The organism is Rhodococcus sp. NJ-530 (assembly GCF_003860625.1).
Taxonomy (GTDB): Bacteria; Actinomycetota; Actinomycetes; order Mycobacteriales; family Mycobacteriaceae; genus Rhodococcus_F; species Rhodococcus_F qingshengii.
Genome location: NZ_CP034152.1, coordinates 5,149,320 through 5,174,117 on the forward strand (window position 1 = coordinate 5,149,320; position 24,798 = coordinate 5,174,117).

The window sequence follows — 24,798 nt, forward strand, 5'->3', positions numbered from 1 at the left end:
GTCAGACCACCGATCCGTCGGCCGCGTCGTAGTCGACGTCCTCGTCGTCCTCGAACTGAACGGGAGCAGCTGCGCCACCCTTGGCCCTGGTCGGACGCACTGCCTTATATCCGACATTTCGGACTGTACCGATCAAGGACTCGTATTCGGTGCCGAGTTTCGCCCGCAGACGACGCACGTGGACGTCAACCGTCCTGGTGCCGCCGAAGAAGTCGTAGCCCCACACTTCCTGCAGCAGCTGCGCCCGGGTGAATACCCGTCCGGCGTGCTGCGCGAGGTACTTGAGCAGCTCGAATTCCTTGTAAGTCAAATCAAGGGGCCGTCCACGCAGTCGTGCCGTGTACGTCCCCTCGTCGATAACCAGTTCGCCCAGCGTGATCTTTCCCGACGCTTCCGGACTGGCCACACCGCCGCTGCGGGCGACCAACAACCGCAATCGGGCGTCCACCTCAGCCGGACCGGTACCGGGAAGCAGGATGTCGTCCAACCCCCAGTCGGCGTTGACGGCAACGAGTCCGCCTTCGGTGAGGACGGCGACCACAGGTACTGCGGATCCTGTGCTTCCGAGCAATCGACACAACCCGCGTGCGGCAGCCAGATCGGTGCGCGCATCCACCAATGCCACGTCCGCGGAACTTGCCTCGAGTAGCGAGGAAACCTCTGTGGGGGCAGGCCGAACCGAGTGCGCCAGCAACGCCAACGCCGGTAGTACAGCTTCCGGGTTGGGGTCGGAGGTGAGGAGGAGCAGTTCCACACGGCCTCCTATCTAGTAGCCCGCGCAACCCGTGAGGGCAACGCTCGAGTAGTTCGACGCTTTTGGTCGGTCCCTACATTAGCGTGCCTGGTACCGGGGCCGTCGCATCGAACCCCGACCGGAGTCCGTCACAATGGTGCGGTGCGCAAACTGATCATCGGCATCGTCTTTCTCCTCGGCCTCGGACTGGTGGCCGATTTCGGCGCGGCCGCGTACGCCGAGTACCGGGTTTCCCGCGAGCTCCGAACCGGCGCATCACTCGAGTCGGATCCGGAGGTCACCTTCAACGGGTTCCCCTTCCTCACCCAAGCACTCGGCGGGAAATACAAGGACGTCTACGTCAGAGCTACCGGCGTCCAGAGCGACGTGGTGGGCGAAGTGACCGTCGAGGCCGATCTGCGCGGGGTCACCGTTCCCTTCTCCGACATCGTGAACGGCAATGTCACCCAACTCCCCGTCGACAAACTCGACGGCCGGATGGGAATCAACGCCACCGACCTCGGAAAGCTGCTCAATATCCCTGACCTGCAGGTATCTTCGCCGCCTGCCAACAAGTCGGATGGCACCGGGGGCAGCGGCGGAACCGGAGCGAGCACCGCGGGCGCCGTCGTGCTGACGGGAACGGTTGCCGTCGGTCCGGTCGAGACTGCAGTGAGCGTGCAGGCCAACCTGGTTCTGGAAGGTGGGCAGGTCAAGATCGTCGCCAGCAATCTGTACTTCGGTCCGGAGGGCAAAGCCGATTTCTCGATCCCCGCAGCACTCGAACCCGTCGTCCTCGGCTTGTTCAGCTACACGATCGATCCGCAGGCACTTCCCTACGGAATTCAGCCGAGCCTGGTCTACGCGGAAGGCGGAAGAATCGTGATCGAAGGCAGCGCCGAAAACACGACGATCGATCTCGCAGAGCTGCAGAACCGATGACCGGGATCACAATTCTGCTGGTCGCGCTGGTCGCCGTCGTCGCGGTCGGGCTCTTTCTCAAGTCGCGCAACGGAAAGGTCCGAGTCACCGCGCCGGCCGCGACCAACGCGGCGGACAGTCGCCTCGAACTGCTCCGCGCCGCTGGAGTCTCTTCGCCGAACGGCGGACCCGTCGTACTGCATTTCTCTGCCGACTGGTGCGGACCGTGCGCGGCAGTACGCCGCGTCGTCGGTCAGGTCGTGATCTCGATGGCCGACGCTCCCCGTCCGCCGGTGGAGATCGAGCTCGACATCGACAAGGAACCGGCTCTGGCACGCGAGATGAGTGTCCTCTCGCTGCCCACCACCTTCATCCTCGACGGTGGCCTGGAGGAACAGTTCCGGGTGTCCGGAGTGCCATCCGCAGCCGATCTGAAAGCTGCACTCGTACCACTATCCGGACCCCACGAGCCAAAATCCGAGAATTCGGGGTAAACTCGCCGACGTGCAAACCCGCCACGAGCTGATGCTCACCCGACGCCGCGCAGTAGACCTGTGCCGCCTCGGGGGCTGTTGCTGTACCTGTTGCTGATCACCACATCCGTCAGATCTCTCTGACCTTCGAGCTTTCGCTCACGTGATCAATCCACCGAGTGGGACTTTGACGTCCCGTTTTCTCGGTCCAGGCACAGCATCATGCAATCCAGCGCAGGAGCACTCCCGATGTCCACAACCACACCCCAGCTCGAGCAGGTCGACGTCCGCGGACCTCGATTCGCCGCGTGGGTCACCACCGGCGTTCTCGTACTCACGCTCATCCTCTCGACCTTCTCACTGCCCGCCGCCACCGTCGTTCTCGCACTGCAGGCCATCGTCTTCGCGGTCGGAGCGGTACTCGGCCCCAAGCGCAGCCCGTACGGCCAGATCTTCGGCAAGCTCGTCGCCCCGCGACTCTCGCCGGTCAGCGAACGCGAACCCGTAGCGCCGCTGCGCTTCGCGCAGTTCGTCGGCTTCGTCTTCGCATTGGCAGGCACGGTCGGTTTCCTGGCCGGGTCGACGATCGTCGGCACCGTTGCCACCGGCTTCGCCTTGTTCGCGGCCCTGCTCAACGCCGCGTTCGGTATCTGCCTCGGCTGCCAGATCTATCCACTCGTCGCAAGGCTGCGAAATACCGGCCGCGCTACCACCGCGTGAAAACGCTTGCCCCACAACCCTGCTGATCCCCTGCTAGATAACGACCGATGCAAGACCACATCGAAAGGAACACCATGGCTCGCTCCGACGTCCTAGTCTCCGCTGACTGGGCTGAGCAGAACCTCAACACCCCCAAGACCGTTTTTGTCGAGGTGGACGAGGACACCAGCGCATACGACGGCGGCCACATCGAGGGTGCAGTCAAGCTCGACTGGCGCAAGGACCTCCAGGACGGCGTCCGACGCGACTTCCTGAACCAGGAGCAGTTCTCGGATCTGCTCTCCGCCAAAGGCATTGCGAACGACGACACCGTCGTTCTCTACGGTGGCAACAACAACTGGTTCGCCGCTTACGCTTACTGGTACTTCAAGCTGTACGGCCACCAGGACATCAAGCTGATCGACGGCGGCCGCAAGAAGTGGGAACTCGACGGACGCCCGCTCTCCAAGGACGCAGTCAACCGCGAAGCCACGCAGTACAAGGCCGAGACCCCCGACTTCTCGATCCGCGCTTTCCGCGACGAGGTCATCGACGCCATCGGCAGCAAGAACCTCGTCGACGTTCGTAGCCCTGACGAGTTCTCGGGCAAGATCCTCGCTCCCGCCCACCTTCCGCAGGAGCAGGCGCAGCAGCGTGGCCACGTCCCCGGAGCCATCAACATCCCGTGGAGCACCACCGCCAACGAGGACGGCACCTTCAAGTCGGACGACGACCTCGCCAAGCTGTACGCGGAAAAGGGCTTCGACGACACCAAGGAAACGATCGCCTACTGCCGCATCGGCGAGCGTTCGAGCCACACCTGGTTCGTCCTGCAGGAGATCCTCGGCAAGAACAACGTCAAGAACTACGACGGCAGCTGGGTCGAATACGGCTCACTCGTCGGCGCACCGATCGAATTGGGAGCCTGATCATGTGTGGAGCACCTACTCAGGGCCAGACCCTGCCTGCCGGCGTCGACGTCGAGAAGGAAACGGTCATCACCGGCCGCGTTCTCGCAGCTGACGGCCAGCCCATCGGCGGCGCATTCGTGCGTCTGCTCGACGGCTCCGGAGAGTTCACGGCCGAGGTCGTGGCATCGGGAACCGGCGATTTCCGCTTCTTCGCCGCTCCGGGCGAGTGGACCGTGCGTGCACTGTCCAGCTCGGGCAACGGCACCTCCACCGTCGCTCCCGAGGGCTCGGGCGTGCACAACGTGGACGTGACCGTCAGCAAGTAATTCCTGCTTTGTCAGGCGGCCCCGCACCCCTCCGGTGCGGGGCCTTCTGCATTCCGGCTCCCGATTTTTCCGGTCGGTCGCCGCGGTCTAAGATGTACCCGTGGTCATTTTCTTCGAGGTACTCCTCGCACTCGCATCCGTCATGATCGCTTGGTTCTCCGTGTACGTCGTGTACCGCTTGGTCACCGACGAGTCGTGAGTCAGGCTCCGGATTCAGGGTCCGACGCGACCGCTGACGATTCCGCCGCTGCAGGTGCCGTAAGGCGCGGCAGCGGGGACGAAGCTGTCGCCATCGCCGTCGAGCGCTCCAAGTCGACGGCGTCGCTCAACATTCCGACCCTGCCGGACCTTCCGTTGCCGGAGGACACCGCAAACCTGCGCCTCGGCCCGGACATCAATCCCGAACTCCTCGCGCTTCTCCCCCTCGTCGGTGTCTGGCGCGGCGAAGGTGAAGGACACGACGAGAACGGCGACTACGCCTTCGGTCAGCAGATCGTCATCTCGCACGACGGCGGCCCGTACCTCAATTGGGAGTCCCGGTCCTGGCGCCTCGACGCCGAGGGCAAGTACGTGAGCCCCGATCTGCGCGAGAGCGGTTACTGGCGCATGGGCGGCGACGGCATCCCGGGCAGCGTCAACCAGGAAGTGGTCGAACTCCTGCTCAGCCACAGCTCCGGTGTCGTCGAAATGTACTACGGGCGCGCACTCACCCAAGCGTCGTGGGAACTTGCCACCGACGTGGTGATCCGCAGCCAGTCCGGTGCACTGTACGGCGGCGCGAAGCGTCTGTACGGCATCGTCGAAGGCGGCGACCTCGCGTACGTCGAAGAGCGGATCATGTCTGACGGTGGCCTGGAACCGCGTCTCTCGGCCCGCCTGACGCGCTACATCGGCTAGCTCTGCTGTGCGCCTTTATTAACCCCGGCGGTTAATAAAGGCGCACAGCAGATTTATCCACAGGCACCGACAAATTCCACAGGCGGGCTTCGGAGCGGCATCTTCGACCGATTCTTGTCGGTCCGCGATCTCACGGTATTCGCATGAGCTGCGACTACATCGATCCTGATCTCCGAAGACTCTTCGACTTCCAGCACGGACTCGCGACCAACAAACAACTACGCCCTTTCGGCTATTCACCGCGGCGCATCCAACATCTGGTCGAATCGGGTCAATGGACAACCGTCCTCCACGGCGTTCAATCCAGCACCAACGGCCCGCTCAACCGAGCAATGATTCTCGAGGCCGCCCTTCTCTTCGGCGGCGGAGAGACCTACCTGAGTCACCGGACGGCAGCTGAAGAGTGGGGACTCACGCACATCGAGTCCGAACTGCCGATCCACATCACGGTCCGATACGGCAGATCCTCCCGCTGTCAGAGTCCGACGGTCAGACCCGAACGCTCCCCGGCGCGCCCCGTTCCGTTGGGGTGGTCCACTGCCCATCCCGGAGTGATCGTTCATCGTTCACGCGCTCATGCCCACATCGGCGTTGCCACTCAGCCTGCTCGTACTTCGCTGGCCGACACCGCAATTGACCTGGCGGTTGCAGAGCCGTCGGCTCGCGACGCCGCTCGTTCTCTGGTTCGCTCCGCCACGGCGTGCAAAGTGTCACGGATGGAATTGCGCACCCGAATGGAATGCCGACGGCCGAGGCGATATGTCAAAGCACTGTCCTCGACATTGGACCTGTTGGATCGCGGTGTCCAGTCGGTACTCGAGCATCGCTACGCAATCGAGGTCGAGCGAGCACACGGTTTGCCGGAAGCACGACGGCAATCGCCGGTCCTCGTCGATGGGAGAACTTTCTACGAGGACGTCGACTACCGCAATTGCGGTGTCGCACTGATCGTTCGACTCGACGGATTTGCCTTCCACTCTTCTCGGGCGACTGCGCTGCGGGATCGTCGGCGAGGAAACGCATCCGAACTGTCAGGCAACGCCACACTGGTCTTCGGTTGGGTGGAGGTGGAGGGGCCTCGTGCCGAACTGCAGCCGAGGTCAGAGCGATCCTCGAGCGCGGTGGATGGTGGGGGCCTAATCCTTGTCCACGCTGTGCGCCTTTATTAACCGCCGGGGGTTGATAAAGGCGCACAGCACGAAGCGACCCCCGAGCCACACCCACGCTTTCGCGCGGATCCCGGTCGGACTGATCGGGGGCTCGGGGGTCGGGTGGCTGCCTGGGATTCGCCGGCCGCTCACGCGGTAAGTGAATTCCATCAGCGATTGCGGCTAGCTGGCAGCCACCTCACGCGTCCGTCTGTACTTCAATTTCAGACCACCTCCTTCCTTGTGTACAGGAGAAAGTACGCCCACTTCACGATGACGGCAACGTATTTTCCACAGAAACTTTTCCGACGCATATCACCTGGTCAGCTGGTGTGCCGTCCGGAAGTTGGTGGGTGACGACAACAACGGTTCGCGAAGAATCGACCAGCGTTGCGTCGCGACTGAGCAACTCGCGGAGCAACTGATCGCCCGCCTCCGCGTCCATGTGCTCGGTCGGCTCGTCGAGCAGCAGTACCTCCGCGGGCGAGACGATCGCGCGCGCCAACAGCAACCGACGACGCTCACCGCCCGAAACCGCTCGCATGCCGCCGACCAGGTAGGTGTCGAGCCCTTCCGGCAGTTCCGACAGCCAGTCGCCGAGACCAACTGCGGCAAGTGCCTTCTCCGCGTCCTCGGCGGTGAGGTCACCCCGCGCGACGCGCAGGTTCTCGAGTACCGACGTCTCGAAGAGGTGTGCGTCTTCGGCGAAGTACCCGACGTGCCTGCGCAGTTCGGCCGGATCGACTTCCGAAACATCCACTACGCCAACGCGCACTGTTCCCGCGATAGGCGGCAGCAGTCCCGCCATCGTCATCAGCGCGGTGGTCTTTCCGGATCCGCTCTCGCCGACGACGGCAACACGAGCACCGCGAGGAAGATCCACCGACAGCGGTTCGGTCACCTTTCCCCCGGGCCAACCCGCCCGCAACGCGTGCACACTCAGGACCCCGTCCTCCGGCCACGCACGATTTCCTTCAACGTGTTCGGCGTCGGCTCGATCGAGTACCGCCATGATGCGTGCCGACGCCAGCCTCGCCTTGGTCAGTGCCACCGCCGCGCTGGGCAGTATCGCGGTTCCCTCGAAAGCCGACAGCGGAAGCAGTACAAGGATTCCCATGGACATCGGTGACATGTCGGTGGTTCCGTACAGCGAGATTCCGATCAGCAGGGCACCGAGGACGCTCACTCCGATTGCCAGGGGCGCGGCAGCGGCGGCAAAGGCACTCGGGACCGCCGCGCGATCGGTTGCGTCGACCACATCGTTCTCGGCAGAGACCGCCTCGCTCACCGCCTGGTCCAAGCGACCCGATACCCGGAGCTCGGCGGAATGGTCGAGGGCGGTCACCGCGGACTCACTGAATCGCGCTGCGGCAGCAGAACTGTCGGCCTCGGCGAGACGAGCAGCACGAGCCGACAGCCAGGGTGCCGCGATCCCGGACACCGCCAGCGCAACAGCCAGGATGAGCGCGGCCGGAACCGAGATGAACAACAGGATTCCCACCGCAGCAAACGCGAGGACAATCGAGACCGCAATCGGGATCAGTGCTTTGACGACGACGTCGCCCAGTGCATCCACGTCGGCGCCCGTACGTGAGAGCAGGTCACCGCGTCGTAGTCCGGCTGCTGCCGCGGGATCTCCTGCGGCCAACTGCTGGTAGATCCTCGATCGCGCCGCGGTGGTTCCGCGCAACGCGACGTCGTGCGTCGTCAATCGCTCGAGGTAGCGGAAGACACCACGCGAGATTCCCAACGCGCGTACGGCAACCACAGCGACACTGAGGTCGAGAACGGGAGGCATCTCCCAAGCCCGCGTGATCAACCATGCGGACAGCGCCGCCAAGGCGAGTGCGCTACCGAGTGTCGCCACACCCGCCGCTACCGCCGTCAGTACGCGTCGTGGCCGAAGTTCCAGTAGCCGCAGAGCACGCAGGAGCGGATCGTGAGTTTCACTTCTCATGAGCGTGTACCTCGACGATCCGGTCAGCTGCGGCAAGCACACTCGGACGGTGGCCGATCACGACAACGGTGTCGCCACGCTCCGCCCGTGCTCTCAGAGAAGCCAACACTGTCCCTTCCGAATCCGAGTCGAGGTGAGCGGTGGGTTCGTCCAGGACAAGAACTGCGCGGTCCGAGGCAAGCACGCGTGTCAGTGCCAGCCGTTGCCGCTGCCCCAAAGACAGACCTGTACCGCCGACGCCGATCACGGTCTCGACGCCCGCAGGCAGCTCGGCCAGTACCGCGTCGAATCCCGTCGCAGCAGCGGCGTGGGTCAGTGCTTGCGCATCGACGACCCCGGTGAGATCGAGATTTTCACGAACGGTGCCGGGTAGGAGGACCGGATGCTGGGGAAGCCAGGCCAACTGACTCCACCACGCGTGCTCGTCCAGGTCTCGGACATCGACGCCGGCGACCGTCACACGCCCACTGCTCGGTTCGATCAACCCGAGCAGCGCGTGCACTGCCGTCGACTTGCCGCAGCCGTTGGGACCGGTGAGCACGGTGATCGCCCCTGGCGATGCCATGGCGGAAAGTCGAGACGGTGCGACTCCCCCACGAGAGGCCACACCGAGTCCGTCGAAGACGATGTCGGCGCCTCGAGCGACCACCGTCGTGCTACCACCCTCCGGCGCGGCAGAATCCGCCTCGATAACCTCGAATGCCTTGTTGGCTGCCGCCATTCCGTCCTCGGCGGCGTGGAACTGGGTTCCCACCATCCGAAGTGGCAGGTACACCTCGGGGCGAGGATCAACGCGACTATCCCCGGCTCGAGTGACATGTCGCCGTACACCAGTCGCAAGCCGATACTCACGGCCACCAACGCGACGCAGAGCGTTGCGAGCAGTTCCAGCACCATCGAGGACAGGAACGCGACGCGGAGAGCTGACATCGTCGTTCGCCGATGAGCGTCACCGAGTTCACGGACGCGCTCGGCAGGACCTTGCTGACGACCGAGCGCCCGCAGCGTCGGCAAACCGGCAAGAAGATCGAGCAGTTGCGAAGACAACGTGGTCATCGCTGCCAGCGTCTTCTCCGACTTACCCTTTGTCAGCAAGCCGATCAGAATCATGAAGATGGGGATCAGCGGCAGCGTCACGAAGATGATGACCGCAGACGTCATGTCCTGCACCGCAATGACTATCAGGGTGATGGGTGTCAGCGTCACCGACAAGACCAGGGCCGGAAGGTATCCCGTCAGGTACGGACCAAGGCCGTCGACACCTCGGGTGACCACGGTCGCGATCTCGTCACGCCGCGGATCCAGATCGCGAGGACTCATCGCCGTCGCCGACGTCAGCACGCCGTTCTTGATCTCGGCAACGACGCGAGTCGACGCCCGGTGCGCATACCTGGTCTGCAGCCAAGTCCCCAGAACTCGGACCGCCACAGCTGCGGCGAGAACAACCAATTCGGTTGTCCACGAGGAAACATCCACAGTTCGAGTGGTGATCACTCCGGCCAGCACCCGGCCGATCATGAGCGCCGCGACGATGACCATCACGACGTTCACCATCGACAGAGCGACCGTGAGGATCAGATAGCCGCGCGCAGAAGCGGAATGTCGCCACAGCCGCGGGTCGATCGGCCCCCGGCGACGCTCCCGAGTGGTGGGAGCGTCACCTACTTCGATTGTCACGTGAATTCGACCGTCAGTTCTTTCGTGTTTCGAATGTGTCGTGATTCAGGGTTCGTGACTACCACGTCTTCTCCTTGAATCGCAGACCGATCGACGCCGGAATCTGCTTGGAGGAGATGCGCTGTCGGAACACCCAGTACGTCCAGCCCTGGTAGATGATCACCACCGGCGTCATGAATGCCGCGGCCCACGTCATCACCTTGAGCGTGTACGGACTCGACGACGCGTTCTCGATGGTCAGGCTGTACGCCGGATCCAGCGTCGACGGCATGACGTTCGGGAACAGCGAGGCGAACAGCAGCACGACGGTGGCGATGACGGCCACACAGGTGAGAACGAAGGCCCAGCCTTCGCGCTCGGCCCGCGTCAGGAAGACGACGCCGATCAGTGCCGCAGCAGCGGCAGCTACCAGAATCCACGTCCATCCCTTGCCGTAGGCGAGTTGCGTCCAGAGGACGAATCCGCCGGCGACCGGAATAGCCGGAATTGCCAGTCGTGCGGCAATTTTCACGGCGTCTTCACGAACCTCGTCGGCACTCTTGAGTGCCAGGAACACTGCGCCGTGGAGAGCGAACACCAGCGCGGTGGTCAGACCGCCGAGCAGCGCGTATGGATTGAGCAGATCGAAGAATCCCGACTCGACCTGCTTGTCGGCGTTGATCGCCACGCCCCGAACGATGTTCGCGAAAGCCACGCCCCAGAGAACTGCCGGGACCCAGGAGCCGAAGATGATGCCCCAGTCGCAACGCTGACGCCATTTGTCGTCGTCGATCTTGCTTCGCCATTCGATGGCACAGATACGAACGATCAAGGCCACCAGGATGATCAGCAGCGGTAGATAGAACCCGGAGAACAACGTCGCGTACCACTCCGGGAATGCCGCGAACATCGCGCCACCGGCGGTGATCAGCCACACTTCGTTGCCGTCCCACACCGGGCCGATCGTGTTGAGCGCCACCCGTCGACGCGTATCGGCCGGGAGGTCACTGCCTCTGCCGACGATCGGCATGAGCATCCCGACACCGAAGTCGAACCCTTCGAGGACGAAGTACCCGATGAACAGTACTGCGACGAGCACGAACCATACTTCTTGAAGTCCCATGATCGCCTCCTAGTACGCGAACGACAGTTGTTTGGGCTTGTCCGGATCTTCCGGCTCATCATGATCTGTATCGCCCGGCGGATGCATGTCGTGCTCCAACGGGCCTTCCTTCGCGTACCGCACGATCAGCTTGAACCAGACGACTCCCAGCGCTCCGTACAGCAGGGTGAAGGTGATCAGCGAAGCCCAGACGGTAGCCGACGCGTGGTCCGAAACACCTTGGTCGACAGTGAGTCTGATCATGTCGACGCCGGTCGGATTGGGATGCACCACCCAGGGCTGACGGCCCATCTCGGTGAAAATCCAACCGGCACTGTTCGCCATGAACGGAGTGGGAATCGCGACGAGGCTGAGGACTCCGAACCACTTCTGGTCCGGGACTCGCCCCTTACGTGTGACCCACAGCCCCGCGAGAGCCAGTGCTGCCGAACCGGCGGCGAGGCCGATCATGGCGCGGAAAGACCAGTACGTGACAAAGAGATTCGGTCGGTAGTTACCCGGTCCGAAGTCCTGCTCCGCCTGCTCCTGCAGTTGGTTCACGCCTTGCAGTTCGACGCCGGTGAACTTGCCCTCGGCCAACCATGGCAGAACGAACGGCACCTTCAGAACGTGCGTCACGCTGTCACAGTTGTTGTGAGTGCCGATAGTGAGGATCGAGAAGTCCGGATCCATCTCTGTCTCACACAGCGATTCCGCCGACGCCATCTTCATGGGTTGCTGCTGGAACATGAGCTTGCCTTGGACGTCACCGGTGTAGATGATTCCGATTCCGGCCACGATCATGACGAGCAACGCGAATCGTGTTGCCGGACGGTACATCGTGCGCGCGTCGGACTCGAGGCGTTCGGCTTCGGCGGCCTCAGCCTGCTTGGCGCGGCGCATGTTCCGCACCATCCACCAACCACTGATGCCGGCAACAAACGTCGCCGCCGTCAGGAAGGCGCCGGCAACCGCGTGCGGGAAGGCAGCAAGAGCGGTGTTGTTGGTCAACAGCTCCCAGATACTGGTGAGCTCGGCACGACCCGTTTCAGGGTTGTACGTCGCACCGACCGGATGCTGCATGAACGAGTTGGCCGCGATGATGAAGAACGCCGACGCGTTGACGCCGATCGCCACGAGCCAAATGCACGCCAGGTGTACAAGTTTGGGTAGCCTGCCCCAACCGAAGATCCAGAGTCCGATGAAGACGGACTCCATGAAGAAGGCGACAAGGCCTTCCAATGCGAGCGGAGCTCCGAAGACGTCACCGACGAATCGCGAGTACTCGCTCCAGTTCATGCCGAACTGGAACTCCTGCACGATGCCGGTGGCTACACCGAGTGCGAAGTTGATGAGGAAAAGCTTGCCGAAGAACTTGGTGAGCCGATACCAGTGGTCCTTTTTGGTGACCACCCACATCGTCTGCATGATCGCGATCATCGGCGCAAGTCCGATGGTCAGCGGAACAAGGATGAAGTGGTAGACGGTAGTGATACCGAACTGCCACCTGGAGACGTCCAAAGTATCCATTGGCTACTCCGAGAGTAGGGCCCTGGGACAGGCTTCGGGGTTCGAGACGCGGGCAGTCGCTCGGCCCCTGCGGACACGGTACTGCTGTCCGGTTTGGACCGCAGGACTTTGCTACTACCAAATGTAGTAGAGACCTGTCGCGATTCCTATTCGCCTATCGCCCTGCTGAATCCGAATCAATTGCACGTTCAACCAATTCCGCGAATTCCCCGGAGACCTTCGGCTCTGGCAATGTGAGCCCGTCGAGTGTATGGACGCGTGCGGCCAGCGTGACGCTCGAAACCATCCACACTCCGTCGGCCGCAATCAAATCCGCAGGTCGGAGGGTTTCGTATCGGCAATCGAAGCGAGCACTGCCGGCAACGTCGAACAGGGCGCGCTGCGTAGTGCCCATCAAAATGCCCTGTGCGGGAGGCGGTGTGATCAAAGTCCTGTCCCGAACGATCACCACCGTCGAGCGTGGCCCCTCCAACACATTGCCCTCGGAACTGACGAAGATCACATCGTCAGCACCCAAATTCGCCGCATATCGAAGCGCTGCCATGTTGGTTGCGTACGACAACGTCTTCGCGCCCAGTAGCTGCCAGGGTGCCCGGGCAGAGAGATCGACAGAGAAACCTCGCTCGAGAGTCATCACCGACAACCCCGATTCGCGGACCTGTCTGACCCGATCGGCCACCGGACCGACCATCACGAAGGCTGTCGGCTTGTCGCCGCTCTCACGGCCGCGGGTCAGAACGAGACGAAGGGCGCCTTCCTTCTCGGTCCCCCATTCCTCGGCAGCCATCTCGATCGCCAGACGCCAATCATCGAGAACGGGAGCGGGCAGGCCGAGTGCCCGTGCGCTCAGAACCAGTCGACTCAGGTGTCCCTCGACCACCCGGGCGCGGCCGTCGCGTACCAACAGCGTCTCGAAGACTCCGTCGCCGCGCACCACCGCCAGGTCGTCGGCGTGCAGAAACGGTGCGTCAGCATCGAGCACCTCATGGTCGAGAGTCACCAATACGCGATCAGGCATGCCATCAACCCTAACGATCCGCCAAGCCGCCGGGGCCGCCCTGTAACCGCGATCCCGCCCACACTCCTAGACTGGTCTCGTGGTCGACAACGCTCTTGTGCCCAACAGCCCACTTCTGACTTCCCCCGGCGCGGTCACCGCACCGGACGGTTCGGCCGACATCGGTGTCGCGTGGCACTACGGCGATCCTCTCGGCGAACAGCGAACCGCGCAGCGCGCAGCAGTGGTGGTCGACCGCAGTCACAGATTCGTGATCGCCATTCCCGGCGACGAACGCCTCACGTGGCTGCACACGATTTCGAGCCAGCACATCGCCGCGCTCCCCGACGGCAAGAGTGCCGAGAACTTGAGCCTGGACGTCAACGGACGCGTCGAGCACCACTTCGTGCAGACGGACCTGGCAGGTGTCACCTGGATCGACACCGAGGCGAACCGCGGACCCGACCTTCTCTCCTTCTTGAAGAAGATGGTGTTCTGGTCCAAGGCCGAACCTCGAGACGGCAACGAACTCGCGGTCCTGAGCCTGATCGGACCCGAAGCGTCAACTGTCCTCGCCGCACTCGAGGTTCAGACACCCACCGAGGCCTACGACGCTCACGCCTTGGCCGACGGCGGATTTGTCCGCCGCATGCCGTGGCCTACCGAGAACTCTTTCGACCTTCTCGTCCCACGTGAGCAACTGGCAGCGTGGTGGACCAGGCTGACCGATGCCGGCGCCAAGCCCGCCGGCAGTTGGGCCTTCGAGGCACTGCGCGTCGAAGCGACGAGGCCTCGCCTCGGACTGGACACCGACGAACGGACCATCCCGCACGAGGTCCACTGGATCGGTGGGCCGGCCGAGCACGGCGCCGTCCACCTCGACAAGGGGTGCTACCGCGGTCAGGAAACCGTCGCCCGGGTTCACAATCTCGGCAAGCCCCCGCGCCATCTCGTCATGTTGCACCTCGATGGCAGCGCCGAAGCCGTCCCGGAACCGGGTGACCCGATCACGGCGGGCGGACGGGCCGTCGGACGCGTCGGGACCGTCGTCAATCATCACGAACTCGGCCCCATCGCACTCGCTCTGATCAAGCGCAACATCCCGGTCGACACCGAACTGATGGCCGGCCCCAGCGCTGCGTCCATCGATCCGGATTCGATCGTGGCGGACGACGCACCCCAGGCCGGACGTGAGGCTGTCAACCGATTGCGCGGAAAGTGACGGGCATGGTCGACGCGGTCTGCGTCGTCCACACCGAACGTGACAGTGGCGTCAGGCGAGTCCCCCGTACCGCGATCGACAAGCGTCCCGTCGACGGCCGCGTCGCGGTCGGCCGACTCGGTCTGGGTGGCGACTACGTCTGCGACACCGAGTTCCACGGCGGCGCCTTCCAAGCTGTCTACGCGTATCAGCGCGACGAAGCGCAGCGCTGGTCGGACGAATTGGGCCGACCACTCGGCCCCGGATGGTTCGGCGAGAATCTTCACATCAGCGGGATGCTCGTCACGGACGCCGTGATCGGCGAGCGTTGGCACATCACCGGAGCCGAGGCGTCGGACGTTCTCGAACTCGAAGTGACCGCTCCCCGGGTCCCGTGTGGCACCTTCGGCATCTGGGCCGCGGAGAAGGGCTGGGTCAAGCGATTCACCGAGCGGACCGACGTCGGCGCCTATCTTCGCGTCAACCGGACCGGCACGATCGCCGCGGGCGATTCGGTCACCCGAGTCCACGTACCGGATCACGGAGTGACTGTTCGAGAGGTCTTCGCCGGAACGGACCCTGAGCGGCTTCGACGGCTGCTCGCAGAACACACCGATCTTGCACCGAACGTCACCGCGCGTGTCCAGAGGTTCATCGAACAAGCAGAAGCGCAGGTGCACTCGTGAGTATCGAATTGGTGGAAGTGGTCCGCTCCGGATTCCGCGAATGCGTGCATCGCGGATCGGCCGTCATTCTCGGCGCCGACGGCGAGGTCGTTGTCGGACTCGGGGAAATTCACACACCCATCTACCCGCGCTCGGCGAACAAGCCGCTGCAAGCCGTCGCTGCGCTTCGTAACGGCTTTGCACCCACCAGCCCGGAAGAGCTGGCCGTCGCGTCGTCCTCACATGCGGGCGAGGCCGATCACATCGAACTGGTCGCAGCGCTTCTCGCTCGCTACCAACTCGGTGTCGACCAGTTGCAGTGCCCCTCCGATCTGCCGGGCAACGAACTGGCCCGAGCCGAACTGATCGCAGCGGGCGAGCTTCCCAGCCCGATCTACATGACCTGCTCGGGCAAGCACTCCGCGATGCTCGCCACGTGCGTCGTGAACGACTGGCCGCTCGAGACGTACATGGAGCCGACTCATCCCCTCCAACTCGCGATCCAGGAGACGATCTTCGATCTCAGCGGCGAGGAAGAGCAGGAACTCGGCATCGACGGTTGTGGTCTCCCGATCGTGCCGCTCTCGCTCACGAACCTGGCTCGGGCATTCGGACGCCTGCCCTCGTCTGAGCCCGACTCACCCGAACGAGCTGTGGCCGACGCGGTCCGCGAGAACCCCTTCCTCGTCTCGGGCACCGGCCGCAACGATCAGCGCCTGATGTCCGCCGTGCCGGGTCTGTTCTCCAAGACCGGATACGACGGCATCTACGCCGGAGCGCTTCCCGACGGGTCCGCTTTCGCCCTCAAGATCGACGACGGTCACGAGCGGGCGCTCCTGCCCTTGGCGGCAGCTCTGCTCAAGCGGATGAACACCGAGTGGACCGAGGAGTTGGCGGCTCTCGCATCCGCTCCGGTCTTCGGCGGCGACGCCCGAGTGGGGACGATTCGCGCAATTCCCGGAAACTTCTGAGCAGTTCTCACAAAGTTCTGACGAGTTCTTTCAGCATCCTGGCAGCTCGCGGCCATAGTGAGAGCAATCAGACACGGCGGTGAGGCCTTCGTGGAAGCGGAAGCGACTTTTCCACGCTAGAGTGTGTGTCAGGAAACTTACACACTCAAACGGGGCCGCCAAATTCCCCAGGCCGCCCCGCGAAAGCGCGAGGGGGTCAGCCATGGGCCGCGGCCGGGCTAAGGCAAAGCAGACCAAGGTTGCACGCGAATTGAAATACAGCGTACCGACCACGGATTTCGACAGCCTGCAAAGAGAGCTCGCAGGTGGATCGAACAACTCGCATCGGAGCAGTGTCCGATCGGACCAGACTTCCGATAGGGAAGGGCATGCGCGAGAGGACGACTACGACGACTGGCGGCGTTGACCGCGCACTGCCACCGCGCAGACTGTGAAATGAGGAAGAGCTGATCGCTCTTCCTCATTTTTGCGTTCGATTTTCCGCCTCGCGTCTGCTTGCACGGACACACAAAACTGCCCCACCGGATCTCTCCGATGGGGCAGCTGACGTTGCGGTCTAGAAGCGCGGGTGGTCTCCGGCCAGGAACGCACGCTCTGCAGCGGCGTCCGACGCCTTCTTGACGCTACCGAGCGTCCAGCAGTCGATGTGGCGTGCGGTGAGGACGGCAAGTGCACGGTCGACGTCCTCGGGTGCGACGACGGCGACCATGCCGACGCCCATGTTGAACGTCTGCTCCATCTCGGCGCGCTCGACGCGTCCGCGCTGCGCGATCATGGCGAAGACCGGAGCGGGGCTCCAGGTTCCGCGATCGAGTTCGGCGACCAAGCCCTTGGGCATGACGCGCGCGAGGTTGTTGGCGAGGCCGCCACCGGTGACGTGGCAGAACGTGCGCACGTCGGTCTCGGCAGCGAGTGCCAGGCAGTCCTTGGCGTAGATCTTGGTGGGCTCGAGCAGTTCCTCACCGAGCGTGCGGCCGAACTCGTCGACGTGTGCGCTCAGGTTCATGCGGTCGATCTCGAGCAGGACCTTACGGGCCAGTGAGTAACCGTTGGAGTGCAGTCCCGAAGAACCCATCGCGATGACGACGTCGCCGGGGCGAACGCGATCCGGTCCGAGCAGCTTCTCGGCCTCCACGACACCGACGCCGGTGGCGGAGAGGTCGTAGTCACCGTCAGCCATGATGCCGGGGTGCTCGGCGGTCTCGCCACCGAGGAGAGCGCAACCGGCCTGGATGCAGCCCTCGGCGATACCGCTGACCAATTCCGCGACGCGCTCGGGGATGACCCGGCCGACAGCGATGTAGTCCTGGAGGAACAGCGGCTCGGCGCCACAGACGACGAGGTCGTCGACAACCATGGCGACGAGGTCGAGTCCGACCGTGTCGTGCTTGTCCATCGCCTGCGCGACAGCGAGCTTGGTTCCGACGCCGTCGGTCGATGCGGCGAGCAACGGCTCCTTGTAGTCACCCTTGAGGGAGAACAAGCCGGCGAAACCACCGAGGCCACCCATGACCTCGGGGCGGCTGGCCTTCTTGGCCAGAGGGGCGAAGAGTTCCACCGCCCGGTCGCCTGCGGCGATATCGACTCCTGCTGCCGCGTAGGAGGCGCCTGCGGTGCGGTGACTGTCCTCGGTCATCGGGTTACTACTCCAGCCTTGTATTTCTCGCGAGCACGTATTGCTCGTGCACAGGTAAGTGGTCTTGCAATGTGAAGTGTTTGCAATCCTCGTGACGCGAGATGGATCGTTCGACTCGAGACCCAGAGCGCGCACACAAATACCGACGATTACGCCCATACGCTACCGGACCGGCCCCCTCGGTGAGACCTCGCGTACCCCGAGACGTCAGTTCTGCAGCCGCGCACCGATCGAGGCGTGCAGTGCGCGCAGACTGTTCTGCCCGAGTGCGACCGTCTCGGATTCGATGTGTTTGAGGAGGTGTCCGTCGTGGACGACCTTCTCGCTCGACTGGATAAGTACCGTCCCGGCTCCGGTGAAATCGAACTGGCGTTCTTCGCCGGTGTTCGCGCCGAACATGCTTCCGCGAACCGCGCCCAGGAAGCTCTGCATCCAGTCGGCATCGAAGTGGTGGGACGGCGACGGGCAGTCGGCCCAACCCACCAACGCCTGCGGGTCGATGCGCAGCGGCGGCTCCGCGAACATGACCGGGCCATTGGACGACGCCAGGAACTTGCCTGTCCCCAGTAGCGTCAAAAAGCCTGGGACGATGGACTGTTTGAGGTCCAGGCTGGTCTCGAAGGCGAGGAGATTGGCCGCGCGAATCGTGAGGTTGCCGTCGTCGAGGTCGTAGGAATTGATGTTGAATCCGCGGTCCCCGAGGATCAACTTGCCCTGTCCCTGAGCGAGCACCCAGTCGTCCGCGTAGAGCGGTGAAGAAAACCTGGCCGCGACGATCGCCGTCATGCTCGTGCGCCCGAGCGGCTCGAAGTTGATGTTTCCGTAGTACGCGATCATCGCGCCCTTGGACGTGAACCACGGTTGTCCGGCCATCTCGACGCAGAAGGCGTAGTCGTTGCCCGGGACGTTGTCGTTGGCGGGCAGAGTTGCCGGATTGTGAATTTCGATACCCATGCTCTGTGCCCTCTCAGAACTTCTGCTCGGACGCCTGGACCCAAACGGTGCCGGCGCCGGTCATCTTCAGCTGGATGGACTCCCCCGAGCCCTTGCCGACGGCCTCGCGCCAACCGACGTTCGCGGAGATGTCGACGTTGATCTGACCGATGTGGCACACGTATGCCTGCGGGTCGACGACGACCTGAGGATTGTTCGGACCGACCTGCAACGGAATCGCGCCCCCGTGCGAGAGGACCGCGACGCTTCCCTGTCCGTGCAACTGCGTCGTGAACAGCCCTTGACCGGTCATGGCGCCGCGTACTGCTCCGCGCACACCGCCCTGCGACGTGAGAGCGACTATCGAACTCTGGAGGTAACCGTCGTGTGCGAGGAGTCGGTCGGCTTCGACGGTGAGCATTGACGACCCGTCGAGGTGGATGACCTCGACGTAAAGACCGGCGTGCCCGTAGAAGACCTCACCGTTTCCCTCGGCCGCCATCATGCGTGCGTGTTCGCCGGACATCATGCGGCCGGCCATCCCGGCGATACCGCCCATGTTCGGCACGGCGCCGGGCCCACCGCCCATGCTGTGCGGGATGAAGCGGACGTCACCGGTGTAGTAGAGCATCGACCCGGTGCGGGCGAGCACGTTCTGGCCCGGCGCGAGGGTCGACTTGACGACCTTGCTGTTCACCAATTCCAACGGCATGGTTCAGCGCTCCTCGGGCTGGATGTAGACGACTCCGGATCCGTCGAATCGCAGCGAGAACGCTTCACCGCTGCCACCGCCGATCGCGGAGCGCCAGGTGACGTCGGTGACGAAGCTCTGGTTCAGCTGACCGCGGTGAGCGACGAAGGCGTCGGGATCGGCAACCAGCGGATACTGCGGGCTGACTTCGAGCGCGATGATCGGTCCGCCCTTCGACAGCACGGCCACCAGACCGGTGCCGCTGACGACAGTCGTGAACAATCCCTGTCCGGAACCTGCGCCGCGGAGACCGGCAAATTTCACGTCGGTTCGCAGTTGGCCGACCAATGCGAGCAATTGCGAGGCTTCGACGTGCAAAGCGTCGTTGTTGAGCTCGATAATCGTGATGTCCTGGGCGTCGACCGCGAAGTAGACGGTGCCTTGACCGCTGACTTCCATCAGGGACAGTGATTCACCTGCCGCCTTCTGTTTCAGCGCGGCACGTAACCCACCGCCACCGCCCATTCCGGCGTTCTTGAAGGTGATCGCACCCTCGTACGCCACCATCGAGCCGTTGATCGCTTTGATGGTGTCCCCCACCAGGTCTGCGACCAGGACCCGGTGCCCATCCATTCTCAGTTGCGCCACGGAGGGCACTATGCCAGATGCTCACGACGTATGCCGTGTCGTGGAACAGAAAGTCGTGAACAGAAAATCTGCCGCCCACATGCTGTGGACGGCAGATTCTCGGCTGTCGAATTTCAACGATTCTGATGTTCAGGGCGGCTGAGCGCGCTCGCGTTGTCGTTGTCGCGAGTGGCCGTCGAACCTGCGGTGCTCTCGAGCATCCCCTCGAGGACGTTCTTGCCGATCGAGGTTTCCTTGGGAAGCGCGATCGGGTAGGTCCCGTCGAAGCACGCGGCGCACAGACGGCTGGCCGGCTGCTCGGTGGCGGCGATCATGCCTTCGGTGGAGATGTATCCGAGCGTGTCCGCTCCGATGGAACGACGCACGCCGTCGAGCATCTCCTCGAACGTCGCGTCTTGTCCGCCCGCGCCGTTGGCGATCAACTCGGCTGGTGAGGCGAAGTCGATGCCGTAGAAGCAGGGCCACTTGACCGGTGGCGAGGCGATACGGACGTGAATTTCAAGGGCGCCGGCTTCGCGGAGCATCCGGATGAGCGCACGCTGGGTGTTGCCGCGGACGATCGAATCGTCCACCACCACAAGGCGCTTGCCGCGGATGACTTCCTTGAGCGGGTTGAGCTTGAGCCTGATACCGAGCTGACGGATCGTCTGCGACGGCTGGATGAAGGTGCGGCCGACATAGGCGTTCTTCATCAAACCCTGGCCGTAAGGAATGCCTGAGCCCTGTGCGTACCCGACTGCTGCGGGGGTGCCGGACTCGGGAACGGGGATGACCAGATCACCTTCGGCGGGATGCTCGCTGGCGAGCAGACGGCCGATCTCGACGCGGGTCGAGTGGACCGAACGGCCACCGATGACGCTGTCGGGACGGGCAAGGTAGACGTACTCGAAAACACAGCCCTTGGGCGTCGGATTCGCGAAACGTGAGGAGCGAACGCCGTCGGCGTCGATCGCAAGCAGCTCACCGGGTTCGATGTCGCGAACGAACGACGCACCGACGATGTCGAGGGCTGCCGTCTCGCTGGCGACTACCCAACCGCGGTCGAGTCGACCGAGGCAGAGCGGGCGGATGCCGTGCGGATCGCGCGCTGCGTACAGCGTGTGCTCGTCCATGAAGGTGAGGCAGAACGCGCCCTCCAACGTGGGAAGCAATTCCATCGCGGCCTGTTCGATGGTGCTGTCGCCGGCAGCGTGTGCCAGGAGACCACCGATGAGGTCGGAGTCGGAAGTCGCGGCATTGGGGCGCTTGTCGTTGACCAGGCCGGCTGCACGGGTGCGGCTCGCGAGTTCAGCGGTGTTGACCAGGTTGCCGTTGTGGCCGAGCGCGATGCCGGTACCGGCAGTGGTGGTACGGAAGATGGGCTGCGCGTTCTCCCACGTCGTGGAACCGGTGGTGGAGTAACGGCAATGTCCGACGGCGACGTGACCTGGCATCGCTGCGAGGGTCTGCTCGTCGAATACCTGGCTGACCAGGCCGAGATCCTTGAACACCAACACCTGGGAGCCGTCGGCTACCGCAATGCCGGCAGCTTCTTGACCACGGTGCTGAAGTGCGTACAGGCCGTAATAAGTGAGCTTCGCCACATCCTCTCCCGGCGCCCAGACGCCGAATACACCGCATTCTTCGCGGGGCTCGTTCTCGTCCTCGTCGGACGGGTTCGAAGCGAGGAGATTTGGACTGTTGACCGACAGATCGGCACGAGTCACCGGGCGCTCCCTTTGTGGGCAGGGGTTGGGGGGCATCCACAGTCTACGGCCATTTTGGGACTCACTTCCCCTGAGGGCTGCCTTGGGTCTCAGATCACGCCGAAGCGAACCGGATGGTCTCTCTCTGTTACTGCGTCAACCACTCTGTCACTACGCCAACCCCTCTGTTGCTAGGTCAACCGCAGCAGTGGGAGCCAGTGCGCAATTTCGGGAGCGCGGCTACCTGAGGCGTCGACTCTTCCGTCACCTGAGGCCTCGGAGAACTCGAGCAGTCCGGTGACCATCTGCAACCACGTCCGAGCGTCCGTCTCGACGACGTTGGGCGGGGTTCCGCGCGTGTGACGCGGACCTTCGATGCATTGCACCGCAACAAACGGTGGGACCCGCACCTCGACGCTCGATCCGGGGGCGATCTGTTCGAGAGTGCGCGCACTCATCTTCACTGCCGCACCGAGTTCACTGCGCGAAGGCTTCGGCAGTTCCGGATCTCGAAGCCACGGGCCGACGGCCAGGACGGCGGCACGAAATTCGGCGGGGTCGACGGCGCGGCGGGGCGGCATCAGTTCACTCCATGTCTGCGAGTAGCGATACGAACGGCAAGTGCGCCACCGGCATTCGTGGCCAGGTGCAGCAGGGCGGGGGCAAGTACGCTGCCGCCACGGCGGTGCAGCCACTCGAACAGCAATGCCGAAGCGCCGGTGAACGCCACGGCTGCGGGAACGTTGTCGCCGGCGCCGCGGGCGGGGGCGACGTGCCACAGCCCGAAGGTCAGTGCGTGAACAGCCTGCGCGGTCGGCCTGTTCAGTTCGCGGCTCCAGACGGCCGACATCGCGCTACGGAACAACAGTTCCTCGGAGAGCACCGTCCCGAACGGGATGTGCAGGATGATCCATTCGAGGAAGTCTTCGCGGCCGTCTGCTCGCTCGTCGGCAGCGAGAGTCGCGCGCAAGGAGGGAACGGCCAAAGCGACGCTGTAGCCCGTGAGGACCGCCCCCGCCGCGGCTCCGCCGAACTGAGAACCACCACGAATGCCGGTGTGCGCCAAGCCGAGTTCCTCGCGGGTGTAACCACGTGCGAGTAGGACTCCGATAGCCGACAGACCAGCCGCGGTGTTGACCACGGCACGGGCTCGGGGCGAAAGACCGAATGCCGGAAGCACGACGTTGCTCCAGGTGATCGCGGTAGCGGAGAGCGCGATCGAGGCGACTCCCCTCACTTCTCGGGGCCCTCTGATTTCACGGCGACAACCAATGCCGACCGCACTCGCTCGGTTTCTGCGGCCGTCCATCCCTCGGGCTGGACGACGCTGATCCAGGCGTCCAGAACGGAGGTTCCGTAATTGTGACCATGGCCGTCCGGAACTCCCGCGGCGTTACCGAGGTCTGCAGACACCTGCCAGAACGTCACGACCGGGAACCATTTCATCGACGGCGAGCGGTCGAAACCGGGCACTTCCTTGAGCCACTCGGGCCGATTGAACATGAGGTCGGGTGACCACCACACCACTGGATCGGAAGGGTGCTGGACAAACAGAACCCGCGGCTGCGGCCACGTCATCCCGTCGGTCGGAATGTCTTCGGAGCGATCCGCGAACCGCACACCGGCCAAGCCGTCCGCGTAGACAGGAGCTACTTCGGGAGTGCCTGGATCGCGCCTCTTCTCGATCGAACGCCACAACTGTGTCGCGTTCGGCGGGCCCACCCACAGAATTCCGTCGGCGGTATCGCGCGCCGCCTGCAGTGTGTCGAAGGCTCCGGCGCCGGCCATGACGCCGAGGCTCTCGCCGTAGACCATGAACTTCGGCCTGGTGGCTTCCGGTTCCTGGAGCCATCTTTCGTGTACCCGCTCGATCAACAGGCGTCCGGCAGCTTGCGCCTTCTCCTGGTCGGCGAGGAACGAGATCCAACTCGGCAGGTACGAGTACTGGCTGGCGACAAGAGCAGTGTCGCCGTCATGCACAAGTTCGATTGCCTGTGCCGCAGTGGGATTGACCCACCCCGTACCCGTCGTCGGAATGACCACGAGGACCTTGCGTTGGAAGGCGCCGGTTCGCTCCAGCTCCTTGATGACCAGATCCATACGCTCTTCGGGATCTTCGGCGCTTTCAAGTCCGGCATATACGCGAATCGGATCCATCGCAGGCTTACCGGTTGCCGCTTCGAGTTCCTGCGCGTCGAGTCCGCGCGAGACGAAGTTTCGTCCCTCGAACCCCAATGTGTCCCAGGGAGCGGCTGATTCGGGGCTACCCGATTTCATCGGATCCTGCGGTTCGACGACGCCGTCGCGAGTGGTCGAGTTCTGCAGACTGAAGATCGAGTTGGTCGCTGCATAGATTCCGCGGACCAGGACGCCGTCGACCAGCATGAAGAACAGGACGGTGACAACCAGGGCACCGACGCCATTGGCCACCGACCGTGACCAGTGGAACCGCCGCATCAGCTGTCGGGCAATCAGTTTCACCAGATCGTGGAGGGCCCGCCAGATCGAGATGAGCAGGCCACCGACGAGCAGGCTCAGTCCGAGGGTTCGGATGTAGCCGGAAGTGGTCGTGCCTTCGGCATCGGTCAGTGCCGCGATTTCACGTTGCCACCCGGCCGCGTAGACCAGCATGATGATCGCCGCGACGATGGACGCGACCGGAACGAAGACCTTGATCGCGGAAGGCACCGGCTCGGGCAGTGGCCACCACCGTCGCCCGCTGAGCAGGTATCGCTCGACAGCCCAACCGATCGCAGTACCGACGCCGTAGCCGATGGCCGAGTTGATTCCGCCGATCAGACCTTGGAAAAGCCAATCGCGCGGCAACAGCGAAGGGGTCAACGACCAGCAGAAGAAGAACGCGGCAAACGCGATGCCGGTGAAGTCGAGTTTGAGGAGCCCCCACGCCCACTCGGTGAAGCGGTTGTCGAGCTTCTCGAGGGGTGCGGGAACAGCCAGCCGCAGGTGGTGTTCCTGCGGCTGGCTGTCAGAAGAAGTCAGTTCTCCGGAATCGACCAT

Annotated in this window: 23 protein-coding genes and 2 pseudogenes; 11 read left to right on the forward strand and 14 right to left on the reverse strand. The window is 63.7% G+C overall.

Annotated features, from left to right (window positions below):
- Position 1: 1 nt before the first annotated feature.
- The gene (locus tag EHW12_RS23910; RefSeq protein ID WP_003939728.1) at positions 2-754 is read right to left on the reverse strand and encodes a response regulator transcription factor; all 753 of its coding nucleotides are present in this window, start codon (positions 752-754) and stop codon (positions 2-4) included.
- Positions 755-895: 141 nt separating this feature from the next.
- Between EHW12_RS23910 and EHW12_RS23915 the strand changes: the two genes are divergently transcribed.
- The 7 genes and pseudogenes from EHW12_RS23915 (at position 896) to EHW12_RS23945 (ending at position 6,143) form a co-directional block, all read left to right on the forward strand.
- The gene (locus tag EHW12_RS23915) at positions 896-1,675 is read left to right on the forward strand and encodes an LmeA family phospholipid-binding protein (protein ID WP_003939847.1); all 780 of its coding nucleotides are present in this window, start codon (positions 896-898) and stop codon (positions 1,673-1,675) included.
- Positions 1,672-2,148 (forward strand): thioredoxin family protein, encoded by a 477-nt coding sequence (locus EHW12_RS23920; protein ID WP_125051906.1) that lies wholly within the window; start codon positions 1,672-1,674, stop codon positions 2,146-2,148. Before EHW12_RS23915 ends, EHW12_RS23920 begins: the two co-directional genes overlap by 4 nt.
- A gap of 228 nt (positions 2,149-2,376) precedes the next feature.
- The gene (locus EHW12_RS23925; protein ID WP_003940408.1) at positions 2,377-2,847 is read left to right on the forward strand and encodes a DUF4395 domain-containing protein; all 471 of its coding nucleotides are present in this window, start codon (positions 2,377-2,379) and stop codon (positions 2,845-2,847) included.
- 74 nt (positions 2,848-2,921) lie between these two features.
- A complete protein-coding gene (locus EHW12_RS23930) occupies positions 2,922-3,755 on the forward strand; it encodes a sulfurtransferase (protein ID WP_003939859.1) in 834 nt (277 codons plus the stop codon).
- A 2-nt stretch (positions 3,756-3,757) separates the two neighbouring features.
- Positions 3,758-4,063: a DUF1416 domain-containing protein gene (locus EHW12_RS23935; RefSeq protein ID WP_003939797.1), complete on the forward strand. Its 306-nt coding sequence runs from the start codon at positions 3,758-3,760 to the stop codon at positions 4,061-4,063.
- 291 nt (positions 4,064-4,354) lie between these two features.
- A complete protein-coding gene (locus EHW12_RS23940; RefSeq protein WP_172827035.1) occupies positions 4,355-4,960 on the forward strand; it encodes an FABP family protein in 606 nt (201 codons plus the stop codon).
- Between the two features lie 143 nt (positions 4,961-5,103).
- Positions 5,104-6,143: pseudogene (locus tag EHW12_RS23945) on the forward strand (type IV toxin-antitoxin system AbiEi family antitoxin domain-containing protein).
- Between the two features lie 233 nt (positions 6,144-6,376).
- Here EHW12_RS23945 and cydC read toward each other — a convergent pair.
- The 5 genes and pseudogenes from cydC to EHW12_RS23970 all read right to left on the reverse strand — a co-directional run bounded on the left by cydC (position 6,377) and on the right by EHW12_RS23970 (position 13,371).
- Positions 6,377-8,065, reverse strand: coding sequence for a thiol reductant ABC exporter subunit CydC (gene cydC / locus EHW12_RS23950; protein ID WP_125051908.1), 1,689 nt, complete (start codon positions 8,063-8,065; stop codon positions 6,377-6,379).
- Positions 8,055-9,742 (reverse strand): annotated as a pseudogene (gene cydD / locus EHW12_RS23955) (thiol reductant ABC exporter subunit CydD). Before cydD ends, cydC begins: the two are co-directional and overlap by 11 nt.
- A gap of 58 nt (positions 9,743-9,800) precedes the next feature.
- A complete protein-coding gene (gene cydB / locus EHW12_RS23960) occupies positions 9,801-10,844 on the reverse strand; it encodes a cytochrome d ubiquinol oxidase subunit II (RefSeq protein WP_003939727.1) in 1,044 nt (347 codons plus the stop codon).
- A 9-nt stretch (positions 10,845-10,853) separates the two neighbouring features.
- Complete coding sequence (locus tag EHW12_RS23965) at positions 10,854-12,353, reverse strand: cytochrome ubiquinol oxidase subunit I (RefSeq protein ID WP_116057927.1); 1,500 nt, start codon at positions 12,351-12,353, stop codon at positions 10,854-10,856.
- Positions 12,354-12,507: 154 nt separating this feature from the next.
- Positions 12,508-13,371: an aminodeoxychorismate lyase gene (locus EHW12_RS23970; protein WP_007733829.1), complete on the reverse strand. Its 864-nt coding sequence runs from the start codon at positions 13,369-13,371 to the stop codon at positions 12,508-12,510.
- Positions 13,372-13,450: 79 nt separating this feature from the next.
- Here EHW12_RS23970 and EHW12_RS23975 point away from each other — a divergent pair, with 79 nt between their 5' ends.
- The 4 genes from EHW12_RS23975 (at position 13,451) to EHW12_RS23990 (ending at position 16,593) form a co-directional block, all read left to right on the forward strand.
- Entirely contained in the window at positions 13,451-14,572 is a 1,122-nt protein-coding gene (locus EHW12_RS23975; protein ID WP_007733828.1) for a folate-binding protein YgfZ, read from the forward strand.
- A gap of 5 nt (positions 14,573-14,577) precedes the next feature.
- A complete protein-coding gene (locus tag EHW12_RS23980) occupies positions 14,578-15,237 on the forward strand; it encodes an MOSC domain-containing protein (RefSeq protein ID WP_228401286.1) in 660 nt (219 codons plus the stop codon).
- A complete protein-coding gene (locus tag EHW12_RS23985; protein WP_125051910.1) occupies positions 15,234-16,187 on the forward strand; it encodes an asparaginase in 954 nt (317 codons plus the stop codon). The genes EHW12_RS23980 and EHW12_RS23985 overlap by 4 nt, the downstream gene beginning before the upstream one ends.
- A 202-nt stretch (positions 16,188-16,389) precedes the next feature.
- Positions 16,390-16,593 carry a DUF3073 domain-containing protein gene (locus EHW12_RS23990; protein WP_125051912.1) on the forward strand — a complete coding sequence of 68 codons (204 nt, stop codon included), beginning with the start codon at positions 16,390-16,392 and terminating at the stop codon, positions 16,591-16,593.
- 150 nt (positions 16,594-16,743) lie between these two features.
- Here EHW12_RS23990 and purM read toward each other — a convergent pair whose 3' ends face one another.
- The 8 genes from purM to EHW12_RS24030 form a co-directional block, all read right to left on the reverse strand.
- Complete coding sequence (purM, locus tag EHW12_RS23995) at positions 16,744-17,823, reverse strand: phosphoribosylformylglycinamidine cyclo-ligase (protein WP_003940225.1); 1,080 nt, start codon at positions 17,821-17,823, stop codon at positions 16,744-16,746.
- A gap of 207 nt (positions 17,824-18,030) precedes the next feature.
- A complete protein-coding gene (locus EHW12_RS24000) occupies positions 18,031-18,777 on the reverse strand; it encodes an AIM24 family protein (protein ID WP_003939813.1) in 747 nt (248 codons plus the stop codon).
- A 13-nt stretch (positions 18,778-18,790) separates the two neighbouring features.
- Entirely contained in the window at positions 18,791-19,468 is a 678-nt protein-coding gene (locus EHW12_RS24005) for an AIM24 family protein (RefSeq protein WP_125051914.1), read from the reverse strand.
- 3 nt (positions 19,469-19,471) lie between these two features.
- Positions 19,472-20,080 (reverse strand): AIM24 family protein, encoded by a 609-nt coding sequence (locus tag EHW12_RS24010; RefSeq protein ID WP_003940441.1) that lies wholly within the window; start codon positions 20,078-20,080, stop codon positions 19,472-19,474.
- 128 nt (positions 20,081-20,208) lie between these two features.
- Positions 20,209-21,801: an amidophosphoribosyltransferase gene (gene purF, locus EHW12_RS24015; protein WP_125051916.1), complete on the reverse strand. Its 1,593-nt coding sequence runs from the start codon at positions 21,799-21,801 to the stop codon at positions 20,209-20,211.
- A 170-nt stretch (positions 21,802-21,971) separates the two neighbouring features.
- The gene (locus EHW12_RS24020; RefSeq protein WP_007733822.1) at positions 21,972-22,361 is read right to left on the reverse strand and encodes a sterol carrier family protein; all 390 of its coding nucleotides are present in this window, start codon (positions 22,359-22,361) and stop codon (positions 21,972-21,974) included.
- Positions 22,361-23,017 carry a type II CAAX endopeptidase family protein gene (locus EHW12_RS24025; protein WP_047271084.1) on the reverse strand — a complete coding sequence of 219 codons (657 nt, stop codon included), beginning with the start codon at positions 23,015-23,017 and terminating at the stop codon, positions 22,361-22,363. Before EHW12_RS24025 ends, EHW12_RS24020 begins: the two co-directional genes overlap by 1 nt.
- Positions 23,014-24,798, reverse strand: coding sequence for an alpha/beta-hydrolase family protein (locus EHW12_RS24030; protein ID WP_125051918.1), 1,785 nt, complete (start codon positions 24,796-24,798; stop codon positions 23,014-23,016). The genes EHW12_RS24025 and EHW12_RS24030 overlap by 4 nt, the downstream gene beginning before the upstream one ends.

Coding starts and splice junctions, on each gene's coding strand:
- EHW12_RS23935 (WP_003939797.1), top strand. CDS start 3,758: ATGTGTGGAGCACCTACTCAGGGCCAGACCCTGCCTGCCGGCGTCGAC.
- EHW12_RS23930 (WP_003939859.1), top strand. CDS start 2,922: ATGGCTCGCTCCGACGTCCTAGTCTCCGCTGACTGGGCTGAGCAGAAC.
- EHW12_RS24010 (WP_003940441.1), bottom strand. CDS start 20,080: ATGGATGGGCACCGGGTCCTGGTCGCAGACCTGGTGGGGGACACCATC.
- EHW12_RS24030 (WP_125051918.1), bottom strand. CDS start 24,798: ATGGTCGATTCCGGAGAACTGACTTCTTCTGACAGCCAGCCGCAGGAA.
- EHW12_RS23980 (WP_228401286.1), top strand. CDS start 14,578: ATGGTCGACGCGGTCTGCGTCGTCCACACCGAACGTGACAGTGGCGTC.
- EHW12_RS24020 (WP_007733822.1), bottom strand. CDS start 22,361: ATGCCGCCCCGCCGCGCCGTCGACCCCGCCGAATTTCGTGCCGCCGTC.
- EHW12_RS23925 (WP_003940408.1), top strand. CDS start 2,377: ATGTCCACAACCACACCCCAGCTCGAGCAGGTCGACGTCCGCGGACCT.
- EHW12_RS23970 (WP_007733829.1), bottom strand. CDS start 13,371: ATGCCTGATCGCGTATTGGTGACTCTCGACCATGAGGTGCTCGATGCT.
- EHW12_RS23965 (WP_116057927.1), bottom strand. CDS start 12,353: ATGGATACTTTGGACGTCTCCAGGTGGCAGTTCGGTATCACTACCGTC.
- cydC (WP_125051908.1), bottom strand. CDS start 8,065: ATGAGAAGTGAAACTCACGATCCGCTCCTGCGTGCTCTGCGGCTACTG.
- EHW12_RS24005 (WP_125051914.1), bottom strand. CDS start 19,468: ATGCCGTTGGAATTGGTGAACAGCAAGGTCGTCAAGTCGACCCTCGCG.
- cydB (WP_003939727.1), bottom strand. CDS start 10,844: ATGGGACTTCAAGAAGTATGGTTCGTGCTCGTCGCAGTACTGTTCATC.
- EHW12_RS24000 (WP_003939813.1), bottom strand. CDS start 18,777: ATGGGTATCGAAATTCACAATCCGGCAACTCTGCCCGCCAACGACAAC.
- EHW12_RS23920 (WP_125051906.1), top strand. CDS start 1,672: ATGACCGGGATCACAATTCTGCTGGTCGCGCTGGTCGCCGTCGTCGCG.
- purM (WP_003940225.1), bottom strand. CDS start 17,823: ATGACCGAGGACAGTCACCGCACCGCAGGCGCCTCCTACGCGGCAGCA.
- EHW12_RS23990 (WP_125051912.1), top strand. CDS start 16,390: ATGGGCCGCGGCCGGGCTAAGGCAAAGCAGACCAAGGTTGCACGCGAA.